The following is a 13205-nucleotide window of genomic DNA, read 5'->3' on the forward strand; positions in this document are numbered from 1 at the left end:
CGGCGTGCGTCCGCGACCACGGGCGCGCCACACCAACCTGCTAGAGTAAGCTGTCCCAAACCGTCAGCACACCATGGAGCCGCCATGCCAAGCACCAGCACCGCACCAGGCACGTCGCATGAGCGCGGCGCGTTCGTGACGCTCGAGGGGATCGACGGCTGCGGCAAGTCGACGCAAGCCACGATCCTGGCGGCCAGGCTGCAGTCTGAGGGCAGGGAGGTCGTGCGGCTTCGAGAGCCCGGTGGCACGGTCATAGGCGAGAAGGTGCGTGCGGTCCTCCTTGACCCCGCCAACGCCGGCATGTGCGACCGCGCCGAGCTTCTTCTGTACGAGGCATCGCGTGCCCAGCTGGTGTGCGAGGCCATCATCCCCGCGCTGGAGCGTGGCGCCGTGGTGGTGTGCGACCGGTTCCACGACTCCACGTTCGCCTACCAGGCGGGGGGCCGCGGGCTTTCGGAGGGCCTGGTGGACGAGGCGAACCGCCTGGGCACCTGCGGCGTGACGCCCGACGTCACGATCGTGCTGGACCTGGATCCCCAGGTCGCCTTCGCGCGCGCCACCAGGGGAGGGGCCGATCGCCTGGAGGCGGAGGGCCTAGCCTTCCAAGAGCGCGTGCGCGCGGGCTACGCCAGGCTCGCCCGGCGCGAGCCCGACCGCGTCCGCATGGTGGACGGCGCGGGGGACGTATCGCTCGTCTCATCCCGCGTCGACACCTGCCTGGGCGAGGCGCTCCCGTGGTTGGGCGGCGGGGTGGTCGAGCATGGCTAGCGTCGACGGCGTGCCGCTGCCCTCGGCGCTCGCGTGCCTGTCCCAGCAGCCTCGCGTCCAGGAGTTTTTGGGCGACGCCGTGAGGGAGGGCCGTGTCTCGCACGCCTACCTCTTCGTGGGCGCCCCGGGATCCGGCATGGACGAGGCCGCGCGGGCCCTGGCGCAGTGCATCGTGTGCCCCAACGGGGGAGACGGGACCTGCGACGAGTGCATTCGCGTCTCGCACGGGACGCATCCCGACGTCCACGTGTACGAGCCGGGGAGCGTGACTGGCTACCTGGTGTCGCAGGTGAGGGAGCTCATAGCCGACGTGAGCCTGGCGCCCGTGCGTGCCCCCGGCAAGGTCTACGTGATCCGCGAGGCCGCCCTTCTACGGGGTGCCGCCGCCAACGCGCTCCTCAAGACCATCGAGGAGCCGCCGGAGGGCGTCTACTTCATCCTCATTGCCCGCACCGCCGCGGCGTTGCTGCCCACCATCGTGAGCCGCTGCCAGCAGGTGCCCTTTCGCATCGTGAGCCCGGACGCCGCCCAGCGTGCGGTGGAGGCCAAGAGCGGGATCGGCGGGACCGACGCGCGCGTCGCCTTGAGCGTGGCGGGTACGCCCGACCGCGCTGCCGAGTTCCTGGCCTCGTCCGGGCGCAGGGAGGTACGCCGTCTGGTGGTGCAGACGCTGGGGGAGCTCGCCAACGACGACTCCTGGGACGTTCTCGTGGCGGCACGCCAGATCGTCGAGGCGGTCAAGGCGCCGCTCGCGGACGTGCGGAGCGCCCAGGAGGCCGCCCTGGGCCAGGAAGGAGACTACCTGCCCGCGAAGGCGCTCAAGCAGCTGGAGGACGCAAACAGGCGCGAGCTCACCGCCCGGGAGCGTTCGGGTATGATGGAGGCGCTGTCGGCCGCGGAGTCCCTGCTCAGAGACGTCCTCCTGCGCTGTGAGGGCATCCCCGAGGGCATCGTCAACGAGGACGCGGCAGACGTGGTCGACCGCCTTGCCTCCTCCACCCCAACGGAGGGCGTGGTGCGCGCCCTTGAGGCCGTGCGCTCGGCGGCGGACGACCTCGCCCACAACGTAACACCCCAGCTGGCCATCGAGGCCATGCTTCTCTCTGTCAAGGAGGCACTCGCATGCCCACCGTCATACCGGTGAAGTTTAAGTATGCCGCCCGAGACCTGTGGTTCAACCCCCGCGAGACCGGGGCGCAGGAGGGCGACCACGTGATCTGCTCGACCGAGCGCGGGGCCGAGATCGGACTTGCCACCATGGACGCCCGCGAGGTCAGCAGCAACGAGCTGCGCGACATGATTGGCGAATCCAAGCTCCAGCCCGTGGTGCGCATCTGCACCGAGAGCGACCTCGACCGCGCCGAGGAGCTCGCACAGCGGGGCGAAGACGCCCTTCCCGTGTTCCGGCGCCTGGTGCACGAGTCGGGCCTCGACATGAAGCCTGTGGGCGTGGAGTACCTGTTTGGCGGCGAGAAGGTCGTGTGCTACTTCAGCGCCGAGGAGCGCGTGGACTTTCGCCAGCTGGTCCGCGATCTGTCGCACGAGCTGCACGAGCGCATCGACATGCGGCAGATCGGCGTGCGCGAGGAGGCCGCGATCGTGGGCGGCTTTGGCCACTGCGGCCAGGAGCTATGCTGCGCGCGCTTTGGCCACCAGTTTGAGCCCGTCTCCATCCGCATGGCCAAGGAGCAGGACCTCCCGCTCAACTCCAACAAGATCAGCGGCGCCTGCGGCAGGCTCATGTGCTGCCTGCGCTACGAGTTCGAGGCCTATCGCGACTTCAAGCAGCGCGCGCCCAAGCGCAACGCGGTGATCGACACGCCGCTGGGCAAGGCCAAGATCGTGGAGTACGACACGCCCAAGGAGCAGCTCTGCCTGCGCATCGAGAACGGCAAGACCGTTCGCATCCCGCTTGCCGACATGACCACCTCCGAGGCCGCGGTCAAGAAGAGCGAGGAGCTCCACTGCCCCTGCCGCCCCGACACCGTCACGCGCGATGCCCTGGACAGGCTCCAGTCGCCCGACGTGCAGATGGCTCTCGCCGAGCTCGACCGCAAGAACGGGGTCACTCCCGCCGAGTCCTTTGAGGCGGAGGACATCTTCGTGGAGACCAGGCGCAAGCGTCGCCGCCGGGGGGGAGAGGGGCAGGATGCCTCCGGCCAGAGGCAGCGTCCCGAGGGCTCCACGCGCCGTCGCGGTGGCCAGTCCGAGCCCGGCGAGGCGGAGGCCAAGGGTGGTACCCGCCAGGATGGGGAGCCGTCCGCGCGCCGTCGCCGCAAGAAGGTATCCGCGTCCACTCCCGCCACCGAGGGCGTGCCCGAGGCCACGCATCGCAGGAGGCGCCACCACAGCGCCTCGGGCGAGGGCGCTCCCGCGCAGGGGGGAGACGCACGCTCCCAGCAGCCCCAGCAGCGCAAGGAGGGGCGTGACGGCTCGCAGAAGCCCAAGGGCATGCAGCCCAGCCGTCGCCGCCGGCACCCCGGCGACCGCGGCGGCCAGCAGGCCCAGCAGGGGTCGGCGAGTGGCCAGCAGCAGCGCCAGGGCAGGCAGAAGCCCGCGCAGGGTGGCGGCAAGCCGCAGCCCACGGGCGAGGCGGGAGACGCCCAGCAGAGGCGTCGCCGGCGTCACCGCGGGGGTCATGGCCACGGCAAGGGCGGCGACGCCCCGTCCGCCGGCGGTGACAGCTCCGCGTCTTAGGGCACCACAGGGGGACCTCGTCCGGGCAACGGGCGGGGTCCCTCTCCCATGCGTGACGTACTCGCCCGTCGCACGCCCCATTTTTTGTCCACACCCCACCCCATACTGAAACACGTGTTCGATGGGAAGGGAACGCGATGGAGATGCCACGTGCGACGCCGCACGCACGGGGGCCGCGGGGAGTGGGACCCGGGCCCGGCGGGGGAGAGACCGTGCCGCGCAGGAGGCTCTATGTGGAGGTGGAGTCCAGGACCGATGCCGAGGGACGCATCACACCGCTCGTGGTGGTGTGGCGTGATGGGGTGCGGTACCACATAGACCGGGTGACAGAGGCGCGCAAGGCGTACTCGCCGCGCACGTGCTCGGCGGGGCTCAGGTACTCGGTCTGCGTGGGCGGGACGCAGACCTACCTGTTCTACGAGGGGCCTCGCTGGTTCGTGGAGGCCAAGGTCCCGCCCGCCTCGCCGGACGCCCTGTGAAAGAATGGCTCTCGTATGGATGAGGGCCGTGCGGCGCGGGGACCCGCGGCCGCGGGAGGGGAGGACCCATGGGATACGGACTCAAGACGGAGGCGAGCTTTGACGGGGCTCACTTCCTCACCGACTACTACGGCAAGTGCGAGAACCTGCACGGGCACCGCTGGCGCGTGGTTGCCTACCTTCGACAGGATGGCCTTAGGGACGAGGGTACCATGCGCGACATGGTGCTCGACTTCGGCGTCTTCAAGAGGGCGGTGCGCGAGGAGGTGGGCGCGCTGGACCACACCTTCCTGGTGGAGGAGGGCTCGCTCAAGCCGGGCACCCTCAGGGCCCTCACGGAGGACGAGGGGTTCAGGCTCACCATGCTGCCCTTCCGCACCACGGCCGAGAACCTTGCCCGCTACTTCGCCGAGCGTCTGCTGGCGCGCGACCTGCCGGTGAGCCAGGTGGACGTGTACGAGACGCCGCTCAACTGCGCCAGCTACTTCGTGGAGTAAGGAGAGGGCGCCACCCGTCCGGAGGGGACGGATGGCGCCCGTGAGGTTTGCCGCTGGGTGCGGTTGCCTGCTGCCGGCGCTAGTCTGCCACGTGCTCCGCGACGGCCTTGGCCACGACGTCTGCCACGCCCTTGTCCAGCGCGGACGGGATGATGTTCTTGGGGTCAAGCTCGTCCTCGGGAATCAGGCTGGCGATCGCCTTTGCTGCGGCGACCTCCATCTCCTCGGTGATCTCCTTTGCGCGTGCCTTGAGCGCCCCCTTGAAGATGCCGGGAAACACCAGCACGTTGTTGATTTGGTTGGGGAAGTCGGAGCGGCCGGTGCCCACGACCTCCGCACCGGCGGCGAGCGCCTCGTCGGGCATGATCTCGGGCACGGGGTTGGCCATGGGGAACACGATGGGACGGTTCATGCTCGCGACCATCTCGCGCGAGACCAGGTTGCCGCGCGAGACGCCCACGAAGGCGTCTGCGCCGCGCAGGGCGTCCGCAAGTGTACCGTGCTCGTGGTTGGCGTTGGTGATGTGGCTGATGGCCTCCTGGCCGGCGTTGAGGCCCTCGTCGCCCTCGCAGATGATGCCGTTGACGTCGCACATGACCACGTTGCCAAAGCCCATGTGCGAGAGCAGCGTGCCGATGGCGCAGCCGGCGGCACCGGCGCCGTTGATCACGATCTTGACGGAGCCCATCTGCTTGCCGGTGACCTTGAGCGCGTTGATCATGGCGGCGGCGACCACGATTGCGGTGCCATGCTGGTCGTCGTGGAAGACGGGGATGTCGCAGACCTCCTTGAGCCTGCGCTCGATCTCGAAGCAGCGGGGGGCTGCGATGTCCTCCAGGTTGATGCCGCCAAAGCTCTTGCTGATCAGCTGCACGGTGCGCACGAACTCGTCGGTGTCGTGGGTGTCCACGCAGATGGGGAAGGCGTCGACGTCGCCAAACTCCTTGAACAGCGCGCACTTGCCCTCCATCACGGGCATGCCGGCGGCGGGGCCGATGTCGCCCAGGCCAAGGATGGCGGTGCCGTCCGTGATCACGGCCACCAGGTTGCCGCGGCGCGTGAGCTCCCAGCTCTTCTGGTAGTCCGCCTGGATTTGGCGGCAGGGCTCCGCGACGCCTGGGGTGTACATCAGAGAGAGGTCGTCGCGCGTCTCAACGTGCTTGCGTGACACCACCTCGATCTTTCCATGCAGCTGCTCGTGGAGCTCCAGGCTCCTCCTGCTGGTCTCGTCCATGTGCTAGATCATCCCCTCTGGCTTAAACACCCTGTCAAACTCTTCCCCGGAAAGGAATCCGAGCGAGACGCACGCCTCGCGCAGGCTGGTGCCCTCCGCATAGGCCTTGTGGGCCACCTTGGCGGCGTTCTCGTATCCAATATACGGGTTGAGGCACGTCACGAGCATGAGGGAGTCGTGCAGGTTGCGGTGCATGCGCTCGCGGTTTGCCTTAATGCCCGACGCGCAGTGCACGTCGAAGGACCTCATGGCATCCGAGAGGAGCGTCACGCTCTGCAGGTAGTCGTACGCGATGACCGGCATGAAAACGTTGAGCTCGAAGTTGCCCTGCGACGCGGCGAAGCCGATGGTCGCGTCATTGCCCATAACCTGCACGGCAACCATCGTGACCGCCTCGCACTGCGTGGGGTTGACCTTGCCGGGCATGATGGAGCTCCCCGGCTCGTTGGCGGGGATGGAGATCTCCCCCAGGCCCAGGCGCGGGCCGCTCGCGAGCCAGCGCACGTCGTTTGCGATCTTCATCATGTTGGCGGCCAGCGCCCGCACGGCGCCGTGGCTGAAGGCGATGGCGTCCTTGCCCGTGAGCGCGCGGAACTTGTTGGGGTCGGTCACGAACTCCTGCCCCGTGAGGGCGGAGAGCTTGGCGGCGACCAGCGCGTCAAAGCCCTTGGGGGCGTTGAGGCCGGTGCCCACCGCGGTGCCGCCCAGCGCCAGGCGCCGGAGCGGGGGCAGGCTCGCCTCGAGCTCCTCGACGCCCGCCTCTACCAGTCCGCGCCAGCCGCTTATCTCCTGGCTGAAGGCGATGGGCACGGCGTCCTGCAGGTGCGTGCGCCCGCTCTTCACCACGCCCTCGTTCTCCTCCTCAAGGCGGCGGAAGGTGGAGACCAGCTCTTGTGCGGCGGGTTCCAGCTTCTCGGTCACGGCGAGCACGGCAGCCACGTTCATGGCGGTGGGGAAGGTGTCGTTGCTGCTCTGGCTCCGGTTGACGGAGTCGTTGGGGTGGAGCGGCTTCGAGAGTGCGATGCCCCGCTCGGCGGCGATCTGGTTGCCCCTGTTGGCGATGACCTCGTTGAGGTTCATGTTGCTCTGGGTGCCGGAGCCGGTCTGCCACACCTTCAGGGGGAAGGCGTCGTCGTGCCTGCCGTCCAGGATCTCGTCGCACGCGAGGCAGATGGCCTCCCCCGCGCCCGGCTCGAGCACGCCCAGCTCCACGTTCGCCTGCGCGGCGGCCTTTTTGAGAAGCGCGAACGCGCGGATGATCAGGGGCGGCATGGTCTCGGTCCCAATGCGGAAGTTCTGGTACGAGCGCTGCGTCTGCGCCCCCCACAGCGCCTGGGCGGGGACCCTCACCTCCCCCATGGAGTCGTGCTCCACGCGCCAGTTTTCCATCGCGTCTCCAGCGTCGCCCATGGGGCTCCCTCCTTCTGGCCCGGACCCGGCGGATGCGGGGCTCGGGCATGGCCGTGGTCCCTCTCGCCTAGTCGGTCGAGATGGCTGTGGATATCTGCTCGATGGCCCTCTGCCCCTCGGGGATGGGGTAGAGGGGGTAGTTCGCGTTGAGCCCACTGCCCACGACGAGCTCGGTGTGGATTCCCGTGGCGCGGACGCGCTGGGCAAACAGCACGGCGTCGGGGTGGAAGACCTCCCTGGTGCCGGTGTACACGTACACGTTGCGCAGCATGCGCACCTGGCCGTTGATGGGGCTCACCATGGGGTCGTGGACGTCTGTGCCCTTTGCCCAGGTGTGGGCGATCTTGCGCAGGCCGGCGAGGGAGTACATGGGGTCAACGGCTTGGTACGCGTTGAGGTCGGGGTTGTGCAGGCTCGCGTCGACCCAGGGCGAGATGAGGATGAGGCGTGCGGGCTGGGGCAGGCCAAGCTCCGGGAGCCGCTGGCAGAAGCCTGCCGCGATGCCGCCGCCCGCCGTGTCACCCATGATGGTCACGCCGCCCTCGCCGTACTTGGACAGGAGGTCGCGGTAGACCGCCTCGATCTTGTCGTACGCCTCGGCGTAGGTGTGCACGGGGGCGAGCGGGTACAGGGGGACTCTGACCTCGGCCCTGGTCCGTCGAGCCACCGAGTCGAGGAACTTCCAGTGGTAGATGGTCGGCTGGTTCACGTAGGCGGTCCCGTGGATGTAGAGCACGGCGCGGTCGTTGATGGCGCGGCGGTTGAGGACGAAGGTCTGCATCCCCTGGAAGGTGGTGTCCTCCACGCTCACCTTGAAGCTCATGAGGGGAGAGACGCTGTAGTGGGTCTCGTTGGTCTCCGCATGCTTGAGGATGTAGTTGTCCCAGGCCACGGGGTCACCCATCTTGTCCTTGTCGGCGGTCACGCGGTTGTAGATCTCTGACGCGGTGGCGATGTTGGAGCGGTGGAAGAGGAGGTGCGACACGGCGGTGTATCCCGCAAACGCCAGCGTTGGGGTCGCCGTCGCCACGGCAATCGCCCTCAGTGCCCTGTCGCTCAGTCTCCTCTTGTCCATACTCAAGACCTCCGCATCGTGGGCGCCCGTCGCGCCCGTTTCCCCTCCGCACAATTCTAGGGAACTGGCAGGCGCGTGCCAGGGACCCATTCTCGCGTAGTGGCAAATATCGGGGGAGCGTCGCATTTGCCGCGGGCCCGATGGGGCGGGTGTACCGTTGCCCGGCTGAGGGCGTCTCCCACGCGTGTCGCCGTATGCGGCAATTGGGGCGCGACGGCCGATTTCATCCGAGGGGCATTCCGCCGGCATGGGCCCTAGCTGCGGCGGTCTCCCGCGCGTCTCGTCTCCTTATTCATTCTCAAATGAATAAATTCGATATAAGTACAAGTGAATAGAAGGAAAAATGAGAGAAATTTGCCAATAAAATTCCGATTTGACGTAAGAACATGCGAGACAAGATGTTACCATCGTCGCAACGAAGTATGACTAGGGAGGACGCATGAAGAAGTTTGTGGTGGAGGACTCGTTCTGGGAGCTGTTCCCTGACGTGGAGATAGGCGTGCTGTGCGTGGACGGGGTGCTTCCAACGGACCAGATCTCGCCGGAGAACGCGGCCAAGGCCGCCTCGTTCCTGGACCACGCCAACGCCAGCGCGGAGAGGTGGCTCACCAGCACCACCATCAGCAAGAACGAGGTCGTGGCAGTGTGGCGCGACGCATACAAGAAGTTCAAGACCAAGGGTGGTGCGCGCTGTTCGGTGGAGAACCTCCTCAAGCGCGTGCTCAAGGGCAATCCCGTGGGCCACATCGTTCCGTCCGTCGACGTCTCCAACGCGATCTCGCTCAAGTACGCGCTTCCCATCGGTGCCGAGAACATCGACGCCATACAGGGTACGTTCCGACTTGCCCAGACCGAGGGAGGGGACCGCTTCCTGCCCATCGGCGAGGAGGAGAGCGACCCCACGCTCCCGGGCGAGGTGGCCTACCTCGACGACGCGGGTGCCGTGTGCCGCTGCTGGAACTGGCGAGACGGTCAGCGCACCGAGGTGAGCGACGCCACACCGCACGTGATGTTCATCATGGAGTGCGTTGACCCCTCTCGCTCCGCCGACCTGCACGCGGCGATTGACGAGCTGGCCGAGAAGTGCCAGCAGCTGCTGGGTGCGACGGTCACCAACAGGGAGTTCGTGACGCGGGAGCATCCCGAGGCAACGTTGGAGGCGTAGCGATGGAGTTTCCCATGCGCCGGGCGGACCGCGCCCTGGGGGAGGACGAGGCCCTGCGGCTGGTCGCGGAGTCGTCGCACGCGGTCCTCTCGACCGTGGACGCCGACGGCGAGCCCTACGGCGTCCCCATCAGCTTTGCGCTTGAGGGCAGGTCGATGTACCTGCACGGTGCCGCGGCAGCGGGGCACCGCCTTGCCAACGTGGGAGGCTCCTGCCGCGCCTGCCTCACGGTCGTCTCTGCTGACGAGGTGGTGCCGGCGCAGTTCACCACGCACTACTCCTCCGCAATCGCCTTTGGCACGCTGAGGCCCGCCCGCGACGACGCCGAGAAGCGGGAGGGCCTGCGCGCCCTCGTGCGCAAGTACGCGCCCGACCATATGGAGGCGGGGGAGAGGTACATAGACGCTGCGATCGACCAGACATCGGTTCTGGTGATGGAGGTCGACCGCGTGACGGGCAAGTCCAATGCGCCCGGCAGGCGGCGGGACTGAGGGGCCAGCGGTCCAGGGTTCGCCCGTAACGTGGGACGTGCGATAAGATTGGTCGGTCAATGCATGCCACCACCCCACGAGGGAAGGGATCATACCGTGAACCGCACCAAGATCGCCGCGCTCTACGCGGACAAGGACCAGCTGGACGGAGCGAGCGTCACCGTCGCCGGCTGGGTCCGCTCCATCAGGGACATGAAGAACTTTGGCTTCGTCACGCTCAATGACGGCAGCTGCTTCAGGGGCCTCCAGGTGGTCCTCAACCGCGAGGCGCTCGGCGACGAGGCCTACGACCAGGCCGTGTCGCAGAGCGTGGGCGCCGCGCTGGTGATTGACGGCACGCTCGCGCTGACCCCCGACCGCCCGCAGCCCATCGAGCTCCAGGCGGCGCACGTGAGCGTGGAGGGCCCGTCGGCGCCCGACTATCCCATGCAGAAGAAGCGCCAGTCGCGCGAGTTCCTGCGCACCCAGCAGCACCTGCGTAGCCGCACCAACCTGTTCCGCGCGGTGTTCCGCGTCCGCAGCGTGGCAGCCTACGCCATCCACAAGTTCTTCCAGGAGCGCGGCTTCGTGTACGTGAACACGCCCATCATCACCGCAAGCGACGCCGAAGGTGCCGGCGAGATGTTCCGCGTGACCACGCTTGACCTGGCGAACGTGCCCAGGCTCGAGGACGGCTCGGTCGACTGGAGCAAGGACTTCTTTGGCAAGCCCACCAACCTCACCGTGTCGGGCCAGCTGCAGGCAGAGAACTTTGCCATGAGCTTTGGCGACGTCTACACCTTTGGTCCCACCTTCCGCGCCGAGGACTCCAACACCCGCCGTCATGCCGCCGAGTTCTGGATGATCGAGCCCGAGATGGCCTTCTGTGACCTCGAGCAGGACATGGACGTGGCAGAGGAGATGCTCAAGTACGCCATCACGTACGTGATGGACCATTGCCCCGACGAGATGGACTTCTTCAACAAGTGGGTGGACAAGGGGCTCAAGGAGCGGCTGACGCACGTTGCGACCAGCGATTTCGCGCGCGTGAGCTACGACGACGCCATCAAGATCCTGGAGGAGGCCCAGGATGGCGGGACCAAGTTCGAGTATCCCGTGAGCTGGGGCCTTGACCTGCAGACCGAGCACGAGCGCTACCTCACGGAGCACCACTTCAACAAGCCCACGTTCGTGACGGACTACCCCAAGGAGATCAAGGCCTTCTACATGAGGCTCAACGACGACGGCAGGACCGTCGCCGCAGCCGACTGCCTGGTCCCCGGCATCGGCGAGATCATCGGCGGCTCCCAGCGCGAGGAGAGGCTCGACATCCTCGAGTCGCGCATCCACGAGCTGGGCATGGACCCGGAGCAGTACCGCTACTACTGCGACCTGCGCCGCTACGGTGGCTGCCGCCACGCGGGATTTGGCCTGGGCTTCGAGCGCTTCGTGATGTACGTCACGGGCATCGACAACATCCGCGACGTGCTCCCGCATCCCCGCACCGTGGGCAACGCGGACTTCTAGTCTCGCGCGCCAGAGCACAGCTAACGGCCCCGGTAGCCTGGTCGTCCCAGGCCACCGGGGCCGCATCGTTTCTCGCCCTGCCCCTATTTCCCCAGCTTGTCCTTGAGCTTGGCGATGATGGCGTCAGCTCCCTTGATGTACTGGTTTGCCTTGAGACGAACCTTTGGCAGTCCCTCAAAGCGCTCTTCGTTCTTTATCGGCATGTCGGTCGTGAGAAGAACCGCGTCTGCTCCGATCAGGTCCTGCTCGCCGATCACGTTCTCGATGCCAATTGATCCCTGGGTCTCGACCTTGCACTCGACGTGCGCCTTCTCCGCGGCGGCGGAGATTGCCTCTGCTGCCATGTACGTGTGCGCGACGCCAGACGGGCAGGCGGTTACAGCGAGAATCTTCATTGTGGGTTCCCTTCTCCTGAAATGATGGGCTTGGCTACATCTCGAGGTCGAAGTCGATCTCCTCCGCCTCAGCTTCACGCTCCGCTTCGGCGCGCTCGGGGACGTAATCCTTCTTGAACAGCGCGAACATCGTCAGGTAGAAGGCGATGCCGATAACGAGAGACAGCAGGTACGTGAGCACAGAGGTGACGGGGAGCACGACCAGCCCGCCCCATGCGGCGTTGCAGTACACACCGAGGGCTCCCGCTACCGCACCGGTGAATGCTCCGGACACGATGTTGATGGGAATCATGTGCGCGGGATCCTCGGCAGTGTAGGAGATGGCTGCCTCGGAGATGCCGCACACACCCATCGCGATTGCCCCGATGCCGGCGTCGCGATCCTCGTCAGAGAACTTCTTGCGAAGGACGAAAGAGCCGATTCCGCATGCGAAGGAAGGAAGGCAAATTGCGACGGCGATTGGTCCGAAGAAGGTGCAGTTCCCGCCCGAGAGGACCTCGGTACCCACGACCGCGACGCCCGTGGAGTAGGCGACCTTGTTGATGGGACCACCGAGGTCTGTGCAGATCATGGCACCACAGATTGCTCCGACGATGATTGCGCTCGAACCCGTCATGCCCGTGAGCCAGGTAGTGAGGGTAGAAAGGAGCCATGCACACGGACCACCCACGACGTAGAGGGTGATGACGCCGACGATGAGGGTCGAGACGATGGGGATGATGAGAATCGACTTGAGAGACTCCATGCTCTTGGGAAGCCTTATCCGCTTGAGGAGCTGGGCGCAGGTCCCCGCAAGAAGGCCTGCGATGATGCCGCCGATGAATCCCGAGCCAACGTTCACCGCAAGCTGACCACAGATGATTCCGGGCGCGATTCCCGGCCTGTCGGCGATGGAAAACGCAATGAACGCCGTGAGTACGGGGACCATGAGCCCCAGTCCCACCCCACCTATCTGGGAGAGGGCGCTTACTACCACGTTGCTGGCCTCCACCGACCCCGACGTCGTGACGGAGCTCATCGACATCATCGTCGCCAGTGCGTACAGGATGCCTCCGCTCACGACCACGGGAATCATGTACGAGACGCCGCCCATCAAATGGGTGCGCGTTTCTTTGAAGATTCCCCTGAGCTCCTCCGAGATTGTCATCTGCATGCCTTTCTCTCTGGTCCGTCACTCATAGAGCCATGCACCACTCGACGAGCAGCACAATTTCCCCCTAGGGGCACCGCGCGGTAGCCAGGCGCCTGCGGAGCCCTCGTACTTCAGACGACGGGAGACGTTCGCGAGAATCTTGAGGTGCGGCTCTCCCGTGCCCTCGGTCACGTTCGTCGGTCTCTCCTGCGCCTTGCATGCGTCGCTTGGCTACACGGGACAACCGATTACTGATAATTACTAGTTCACATCGTGAAAATTACTGTTTATTCCTGAACTCGAATTGATTGGGAATCCTAAGGGCGAATTGTCGTGAAGTCAAGCAATTGCGGGCA

General features: G+C 66.4%; 13 protein-coding genes. 8 read left to right on the forward strand and 5 right to left on the reverse strand.

From position 1 onward, the window contains the following. Window positions 1-84 precede the first annotated feature (84 nt). The 5 genes from tmk to FYJ68_RS02520 all read left to right on the forward strand — a co-directional run bounded on the left by tmk (window position 85) and on the right by FYJ68_RS02520 (window position 4441). Window positions 85-768, forward strand: a complete 684-nt coding sequence (gene tmk, locus FYJ68_RS02500; RefSeq protein WP_154433709.1) for a dTMP kinase — start codon at window positions 85-87, stop codon at window positions 766-768. After that, the gene (locus FYJ68_RS02505; RefSeq protein WP_154433710.1) at window positions 761-1912 is read left to right on the forward strand and encodes a DNA polymerase III subunit; all 1152 of its coding nucleotides are present in this window, start codon (window positions 761-763) and stop codon (window positions 1910-1912) included. Before tmk ends, FYJ68_RS02505 begins: the two co-directional genes overlap by 8 nt. Further along, window positions 1891-3465 carry a PSP1 domain-containing protein gene (locus FYJ68_RS02510; RefSeq protein ID WP_154433711.1) on the forward strand — a complete coding sequence of 525 codons (1575 nt, stop codon included), beginning with the start codon at window positions 1891-1893 and terminating at the stop codon, window positions 3463-3465. The genes FYJ68_RS02505 and FYJ68_RS02510 overlap by 22 nt, the downstream gene beginning before the upstream one ends. 212 nt (window positions 3466-3677) lie before the next feature. Then, entirely contained in the window at window positions 3678-3944 is a 267-nt protein-coding gene (locus FYJ68_RS02515) for a hypothetical protein (RefSeq protein ID WP_195837685.1), read from the forward strand. Between the two features lie 68 nt (window positions 3945-4012). Further along, the gene (locus FYJ68_RS02520; protein ID WP_154433712.1) at window positions 4013-4441 is read left to right on the forward strand and encodes a 6-pyruvoyl trahydropterin synthase family protein; all 429 of its coding nucleotides are present in this window, start codon (window positions 4013-4015) and stop codon (window positions 4439-4441) included. Between the two features lie 79 nt (window positions 4442-4520). Here the strand turns inward: FYJ68_RS02520 and FYJ68_RS02525 are convergent, their stop codons facing one another. From FYJ68_RS02525 to FYJ68_RS02535, 3 genes are all read right to left on the reverse strand, one after another. Next, window positions 4521-5675 (reverse strand): NAD(P)-dependent malic enzyme, encoded by a 1155-nt coding sequence (locus tag FYJ68_RS02525; protein WP_154433713.1) that lies wholly within the window; start codon window positions 5673-5675, stop codon window positions 4521-4523. Window positions 5676-5678: 3 nt separating this feature from the next. Next, window positions 5679-7085 (reverse strand): class II fumarate hydratase, encoded by a 1407-nt coding sequence (gene fumC / locus FYJ68_RS02530; RefSeq protein ID WP_229771951.1) that lies wholly within the window; start codon window positions 7083-7085, stop codon window positions 5679-5681. Window positions 7086-7152: 67 nt separating this feature from the next. Then, the gene (locus FYJ68_RS02535) at window positions 7153-8160 is read right to left on the reverse strand and encodes an alpha/beta hydrolase fold domain-containing protein (protein ID WP_195837686.1); all 1008 of its coding nucleotides are present in this window, start codon (window positions 8158-8160) and stop codon (window positions 7153-7155) included. A gap of 439 nt (window positions 8161-8599) precedes the next feature. Here FYJ68_RS02535 and FYJ68_RS02540 point away from each other — a divergent pair, with 439 nt between their 5' ends. The 3 genes from FYJ68_RS02540 to asnS all read left to right on the forward strand — a co-directional run bounded on the left by FYJ68_RS02540 (window position 8600) and on the right by asnS (window position 11322). Then, entirely contained in the window at window positions 8600-9325 is a 726-nt protein-coding gene (locus FYJ68_RS02540) for a B3/B4 domain-containing protein (RefSeq protein ID WP_154433715.1), read from the forward strand. 2 nt (window positions 9326-9327) lie between these two features. Then, entirely contained in the window at window positions 9328-9816 is a 489-nt protein-coding gene (locus FYJ68_RS02545; protein WP_154433716.1) for a pyridoxamine 5'-phosphate oxidase family protein, read from the forward strand. Between the two features lie 96 nt (window positions 9817-9912). Beyond that, a complete protein-coding gene (asnS, locus tag FYJ68_RS02550) occupies window positions 9913-11322 on the forward strand; it encodes an asparagine--tRNA ligase (protein ID WP_326832171.1) in 1410 nt (469 codons plus the stop codon). An 83-nt stretch (window positions 11323-11405) separates the two neighbouring features. Here asnS and FYJ68_RS02555 read toward each other — a convergent pair whose 3' ends face one another. After that, window positions 11406-11717: a PTS fructose transporter subunit IIB gene (locus FYJ68_RS02555; protein WP_154433718.1), complete on the reverse strand. Its 312-nt coding sequence runs from the start codon at window positions 11715-11717 to the stop codon at window positions 11406-11408. 34 nt (window positions 11718-11751) lie between these two features. After that, on the reverse strand, window positions 11752-12870 hold the full coding sequence (locus FYJ68_RS02560; protein WP_154433719.1) for a PTS fructose transporter subunit IIC: 1119 nt from the start codon (window positions 12868-12870) through the stop codon (window positions 11752-11754). Between the last annotated feature and the right edge of the window lie 335 nt (window positions 12871-13205).

Origin of the sequence: Olsenella porci (assembly GCF_009695875.1) — a bacterium.
Lineage (GTDB): Bacteria > Actinomycetota > Coriobacteriia > Coriobacteriales > Atopobiaceae > Olsenella_H > Olsenella_H porci.

Coding starts and splice junctions, on each gene's coding strand:
- FYJ68_RS02560 (WP_154433719.1), bottom strand. CDS start 12,870: ATGCAGATGACAATCTCGGAGGAGCTCAGGGGAATCTTCAAAGAAACG.
- FYJ68_RS02535 (WP_195837686.1), bottom strand. CDS start 8,160: ATGGACAAGAGGAGACTGAGCGACAGGGCACTGAGGGCGATTGCCGTG.
- fumC (WP_229771951.1), bottom strand. CDS start 7,085: ATGGGCGACGCTGGAGACGCGATGGAAAACTGGCGCGTGGAGCACGAC.
- FYJ68_RS02520 (WP_154433712.1), top strand. CDS start 4,013: ATGGGATACGGACTCAAGACGGAGGCGAGCTTTGACGGGGCTCACTTC.
- FYJ68_RS02525 (WP_154433713.1), bottom strand. CDS start 5,675: ATGGACGAGACCAGCAGGAGGAGCCTGGAGCTCCACGAGCAGCTGCAT.
- FYJ68_RS02555 (WP_154433718.1), bottom strand. CDS start 11,717: ATGAAGATTCTCGCTGTAACCGCCTGCCCGTCTGGCGTCGCGCACACG.
- FYJ68_RS02540 (WP_154433715.1), top strand. CDS start 8,600: ATGAAGAAGTTTGTGGTGGAGGACTCGTTCTGGGAGCTGTTCCCTGAC.
- tmk (WP_154433709.1), top strand. CDS start 85: ATGCCAAGCACCAGCACCGCACCAGGCACGTCGCATGAGCGCGGCGCG.
- FYJ68_RS02545 (WP_154433716.1), top strand. CDS start 9,328: ATGGAGTTTCCCATGCGCCGGGCGGACCGCGCCCTGGGGGAGGACGAG.
- FYJ68_RS02510 (WP_154433711.1), top strand. CDS start 1,891: ATGCCCACCGTCATACCGGTGAAGTTTAAGTATGCCGCCCGAGACCTG.
- FYJ68_RS02505 (WP_154433710.1), top strand. CDS start 761: ATGGCTAGCGTCGACGGCGTGCCGCTGCCCTCGGCGCTCGCGTGCCTG.